General features: G+C 42.6%; 2 protein-coding genes. Both read left to right on the forward strand.

The window, feature by feature from the left end:
- Positions 1-138: 138 nt before the first annotated feature.
- Complete coding sequence (locus NZ519_12965) at positions 139-828, forward strand: hypothetical protein (protein MCS7029665.1); 690 nt, start codon at positions 139-141, stop codon at positions 826-828.
- Between the two features lie 343 nt (positions 829-1,171).
- Positions 1,172-3,625 (forward strand): SBBP repeat-containing protein, encoded by a 2,454-nt coding sequence (locus NZ519_12970; protein MCS7029666.1) that lies wholly within the window; start codon positions 1,172-1,174, stop codon positions 3,623-3,625.
- The last annotated feature ends 136 nt before the right edge of the window (positions 3,626-3,761 follow it).

Genomic DNA, 3,761 nt, shown 5'->3' on the forward strand with positions numbered 1-3,761 from the left:
GAAAGCGTAGCCCGTAGCACGCCGACCTTGCCCACACAAGCGCAAGCGAAGTGTGGGCAAGGGCACGCCCAAAAAAAGATTTGACTATATGAAATAAAGTTTTAACTTTTCAATCAAATTATTTATCTACAATAGAGTATGGAAAGCAACTTTGAAAATGAATTTAGGTCTTATGATAAAGCCCTTACAAACTTAAAAGAACTTTTGAAAGAGAGATTTCCAAGAGGTTTGAGGTTATTTGACATCAGGCTGAGGCTTGCAATTGATATTGAAATTGACTTCAAGGGAGAAGTCTCGTACACAAAAACTAAGGAAGTGAAGGAGGTTTATGCCCTATTAGTAAAACTAATGGAGAGTTGGAACGCCTATGAAGCGTTATCTAAGTATGTAAAAGGAACAGGAAGATATCACATTGGTGAAAAAATCGTGTATGGGGGATATTCAAAGGAATTTTTAGCTGAGGTGAGCGCTTTATCTGTATTAAAGGAAGCATTAGATGGTATAAGGTCAAAGTGTATGAGCGATAGTGGCTTCAAAAAGGATTTTGAGGAGCTAATAAGCAAAATTCAATCTGAGAAGAATGTATCACAAGCACTGAAAGAAAAATGTAAAACTGTATTGAATAACGATGCTTCAGGTATTGAGATTATTGCACTGATTTATGCGCAGAGAAACATGTATTATCATGCCGCCGAAGCGGCAAAAATGGGCATGGAGTACGCAAATGCAGCGTATTTAATAAAACATTTGACAGTGTATTTTCATAAATACGTGCTCAAATTAGCGACAAAAATTTTTGAAAAAGAATACGAAAGATACAAAAATTAAAAAGATATACGGTAAGAGCGTATTTGCATGAGTGCAGCAAAGCGTATAAATTTTAATTGTTCTACGATTATGTATCAATAAAAGGGTGTAGATAGCTAGGCATAAATTTCAAAGGTTTGTGTTGTGTTGATGTTGTATTAAGTCTAGGGGGTGTTTTTTTGCTGTGTTTGGGATGGGCGTGCTGCGGGGATGATTGAGCGTAACGTGGGTAGGGACATGCCTACAGAAACTTTGTATTTGGTTGCAGTTTTGGTTTTGGATAAGAAAACTTGTAAAAAAAATATCTCATTTTTTTTGCTGAGTCAAATAAATACTTTATATTTGAAACACAATTCGTAATTATATGAAAAGGCTTATCTTTTTTCTTGGATTTTTAGTGTGCATCCTCCAAGTTTGGGCAAAAGATGACAAAGCCCAAAGTGCATTAGCCAAAGCTGACCGCTTGTTCTTTATAGAGAACAAAGGTCAGTGGCATAGCGATGTGTTATACCTCTGCCGTATGGGCGGCTTGGATGCGTGGATTACCAAATACGGGGTAAATTACACGTTCTACAAAATAGAACGCAACAAAGCCGCAGAATTCAGCCGTAGCATGCTTCCCAAACACAAATTTGACCATGACCCTGAAAACGAAATTTTACTTGGACACAGAGTACTCTTTGAGTTACAAAACTACAACCCTAACCCTGCACGGGAGGGTAAAATGCAACAGGAAGGATACTACAACTACTTTATTGGCAATGACCCCAGCAAACATGCTACGTACGTAGGTTTGTATAAAGAAGCTATTGTAAAGAACGTCTATGAAGGTATAGACCTACGCTATTACTTTGACAATGGCAATTTGCGGTATGATTTTGTAGTACAGCCATACGCAGATGCTTCGCAGATTAAGTTTAAGTTGCGTGGGCAGTACAGTGTTTATACCAAAGGAGAAAGCCAGTTATGTTTTACTACCCGTTTTGGGGAGGTAGCGATGGCAGAGTTGCATACGTGCCAAGGCAGCCGTACTGTGCCGAGTAAGTTTGTAAAAAATGGGGATTTTTGGCAGATTGCTTTGGGCAGCTATGATAGAAGCAAAGTATTAGTAATTGACCCGCTTATTTATTCTACGTATATTGGGGGAAGTAGTAATGATAGGGGCTTAGGCATAGCCGTAGATGGCAGTGGCAGTGCGTATGTAACGGGTAGGACTCGTTCAACTGATTACGATGTTACCGCAGGGGCGTTTCAAACGACGAATGGGGGAAATTGGGATGTTTTTGTAACGAAGTTGAATGCGTCGGGCAGTAGCTTGGTGTATTCTACGTATATTGGGGGAAGTGATGATGATTATGGCTCTGGCATTGCCGTAGATGGCAGTGGCAGTGCGTATGTAACGGGTGAAACACGGTCAACCGATTACGATGTTACCGCAGGGGCGTTTCAAACGACGTTTGGGGGAGGATGGAATGATGTTTTTGTAACGAAGATATGTCCTGTCCTCCCCTTCACCCTCACTTCAGCTGTGGGTACGAATAATCAAACGGTTTGTGTAGGTACCCCTATTACGAACATTACATACAGCACTACGGCAACAGGTGTAAATGTAACAGGTCTACCTGCGGGAGTTACATTTACATACACAGGTGGGATAGTAACTATTAGTGGTACGCCCACAGCAACGGGTACGTTTAACTACACAGTAACACCCAGTTGTGGCACACCTACGGCAACAGGTACTATTACCGTGAATCCGAATAGGACCATTACACTTTCTTCTGCGTCTAGTACAGCGAATCAAACTGTATGCGTAGGCACGCCGATTACTACGATTACCTACACAACTACCAATGCCACAGGGGCAACGGTTACGGGGTTACCTGCGGGAGTAACTTCTACGTATTCAGGTGGAACGGTAACCATCAGTGGCACGCCCACAGCAACGGGTACGTTTAACTACACAGTAACGCCCACAGGTTGTGGTACAGCTACGGCAACAGGTACTATTACCGTGAATCCGAATAGGACCATTACACTTTCTTCTGCGTCTAGTACAGCGAATCAAACTGTATGTATAGGCACGCCGATTACTACGATTACCTACACAACTACCAATGCCACAGGTGCAACGGTTACGGGGTTACCTGTGGGGGTAACTTTTACCTATTCAGGTGGAACAGTAACCATCAGCGGTACGCCCACAGCAACGGGTACGTTTAACTACACAGTAACGCCCACAGGTTGTGGTACAGCTACGGCAACAGGTACAATCAAAGTTAATAGTTTGCCTTCTGTAAATTATACTGTGCCTGCTTCTCAGGATACGGTTTGTAGTACTGATGCTCCATTTACTCTTACAGGGGGTACGCCTGCGGGAGGTACGTATTCAGGCGGGGCATACATTACTGGGGGTAATACGTTTAATCCTGGTTTAGCGAGCATAGGTTCAAACATGGTTATTTACAGTTACACTAATGCGAATGGTTGCACAAACAAAGATACTGCGTACATTGTGGTTAAGGTATGCACTGATGTAGGTAATACAGGTTTTGGCGGTAGTTATGTAAGTGAGTTGTATCCTAATCCTGCGCAGGAGGTAGCGTATATGAGTATTAAAGTTCCTGTTATGGAGCGGGTAATAGTTCGGTTATTGGGTGTAGAGGGCAAGGTATTGCGAGAGGTATATGAGGGAAGTGTAATAGGAAGTCAGGTGGTTAGTATTTCCACTGAGGATTTACCTGCGGGTATGTATGTGTGCTATGTACAGTTAGGTAGTCAGGTGATAGTTAAGCGTTTGGTAGTGAGTAAGGGTTAATTGTTGATAGTTAATTGGAATTGCGAGCCCTTGTAAGCGTTGCTTACGAGGGTTTTTTGTTGCGTGAGGCATGCGGAGGGCGTGCGTTAGCACGGTGCGGAGCGCAGCGTAGCACCGAAGCGATAGCGTAGCCCGT

Source organism: Bacteroidia bacterium, from assembly GCA_025056095.1.
GTDB lineage: Bacteria > Bacteroidota > Bacteroidia > JANWVE01 > JANWVE01 > JANWVE01.

Excerpts from the sequence above, each read along its gene's own strand:
- NZ519_12965 (MCS7029665.1), top strand. The coding sequence starts at position 139 with ATGGAAAGCAACTTTGAAAATGAATTTAGGTCTTATGATAAAGCCCTT.
- NZ519_12970 (MCS7029666.1), top strand. The coding sequence starts at position 1,172 with ATGAAAAGGCTTATCTTTTTTCTTGGATTTTTAGTGTGCATCCTCCAA.